The organism is Novipirellula sp. (assembly GCF_041583735.1).
In the GTDB taxonomy this organism is placed as follows: domain Bacteria; phylum Planctomycetota; class Planctomycetia; order Pirellulales; family Pirellulaceae; genus Novipirellula.
Map to the genome: position 1 here is coordinate 1 of NZ_JBFHFD010000997.1, position 1,956 is coordinate 1,956.

3 protein-coding genes are annotated in these 1,956 nt (G+C 54.7%); 1 reads left to right on the top strand and 2 read right to left on the bottom strand.

The window, feature by feature from the left end; all coding sequences use genetic code 11:
* Together ABX962_RS35425 and ABX962_RS35430 are read right to left on the bottom strand one after the other, a co-directional pair.
* Positions 1-233: hypothetical protein (locus ABX962_RS35425; RefSeq protein ID WP_372726361.1), on the bottom strand; the 233-nt coding region annotated here is incomplete at its 3' end.
* 112 nt (positions 234-345) lie between these two features.
* A complete protein-coding gene (locus ABX962_RS35430) occupies positions 346-477 on the bottom strand; it encodes a hypothetical protein (protein WP_372726362.1) in 132 nt (43 codons plus the stop codon).
* A 140-nt stretch (positions 478-617) separates the two neighbouring features.
* Between ABX962_RS35430 and ABX962_RS35435 the strand changes: the two genes are divergently transcribed.
* Positions 618-1,956: sulfatase-like hydrolase/transferase (locus tag ABX962_RS35435; RefSeq protein ID WP_372726363.1), on the top strand; the 1,339-nt coding region annotated here is incomplete at its 3' end.

A 1,956-nucleotide genomic window follows, 5' to 3' on the forward strand; every position in this document is an offset into this window, starting at 1 on the left:
AGCTGAGCAATCAGCTCGATCGCGCGATCGGAAACGTTGGTCCTCCAAAAACTGATCCCCTCGAGGTTGGTAAGCGACAGCAACGCTTCAACGTCTTCGTCGGTGATCTCCAGCTGGTTGAAGTTGACATCCACGACGTCCTCGTTTGGGATCTTTTTCCAGCTTCGAAAAGGTTCACCGAGGAATGTGTAGCGAACCCCGCGGTCCGCCAACGCGATCAAAGCGGTGTCCATCAAATTTATCTCCGTCCTGAAACGTCGAAATAACTAGCTCCTCGACAAGCGAACGCCCTCGTCGGTGAGCACTTCACCGCTTGCAGACCGCAACTCCCATGCCAGTCCTTGCTCAGGGAATCCATTTGATGCGAAACCAATCCATCGCAAACCGGTCGCCGATGAAGTTAAACTTCGCGCGGTTTAACTTGTTGTCGTTGACGCTGGCATGGTGCGACAGCGGAAGTTCCTTGTGTGCTATCATCGCAGGCTCTGCAGTATGCGGGTCGAGTGATGTCGTCGGGACGACGCAATGTCCATCAGCAGGGAAACATCCAATTGAATCAACTGAGAATATGGCTGTCCGTTGCCCTTGTTTCGTTAGCGATCGCCGCCCGCGAAACGGTGTTCGCGGACCAGCCGAACGTCTTGTGGATCTTGACGGACGACCACCGTTACGATTCGATCCGCGCGTTTAACAAGATGCTACATGGCAGGGAAATGAGCGGGTTGGGGTATGTGGAATCGCCTCATACGGATCGGCTGGCAAAGATGGGGACCACGTTCATCAATGCCTATTGCCAGGCTCAAGGCTGTGCACCTTCGCGGGCTTCCATGCACTACGGCCGCTACCCGTTTCGCTCGGGAATCTATGAGTTCGAGTACCACAACAATAACGCGGAACATTGCCGACCTACGCTTCCCGAAAGCATGGCCGAACTCGGGTACCAAACGACACACTTTGGCAAGCTAGGCGTGCGCGTCAAAACCATCATGGGAGACGGCAAGTGGGCGGCGCAGCACCCTATCTACCAACAAAGTTTCTACTTCAAGGACCTTGCCAAGGACGGGCTGTGCGCTTGGGGCAAAGGCTGGACGACACAGATCAACGATGTGAAGTTCGAGAAACCGTTTCAGAACCTTGAATTCTTCGTCACGCCGGAAGGTGAGTTCGAATACTGCTCGCTGGAACTTGAAAAACTCATGCCTCAGTTTGCGGGCACCGCAGCACGCACAATGGAGAAGTATGACCTGCTGCGGCACTACAACCCCCAAAAGGGAAAGCACATCGATAGCGGCATGATCCTGGCCGGTGTCAGTTCTCGCGAAGCCGGAAAGACTCGCGACGGATACTATGCCTCGATCTTCGTCGATTTTCTGAGGAATCAAAATCGCAGGTTCAAGGTCCGCTCAAGGGACTATGTCGGCGTCGACACATCAAAGCCGCTCTTTTGCCACATCGGTTTCGATTTTCCTCACACGCCGGTCTTGCCGCCGGCTGATTTTCGTGAGCGTTTCCAGCAACACACCTACAAAGTCCCTTCATTGGACGACAAGGAAATGGAAACGATGCCCAAGCAGCTGAAACAGCAAGTGCGACATGGCTATTCAGATCACTTCACCGAGGCGGAGAAGCAAGCCATGGTGCAGGACTACTACGCGTTCTGTGCCTACGGCGACACGTTGGTCGGCCAGGCGGCGGATGCCTTCATCCAGTACAGCGAATCGCAACAGCAAGCCTGGACGATCGTCTATGTGTGTGGTGATCATGGCTGGAAACTGAACGACCACGGCTCGGTCTCGAAGTTCACGCCCTGGGATGTTGATAGCCACAATCCCATCATCGTGGTTTCTTCGGACAAGCAGGCTTTTCCGGCAAACAAGGTCGTCTCGGACTTCACCGAGTTCGTGGACATTGCACCAACGATTCTGGCGGCGGGCGGGGCCAGGCTTGATGACAGAC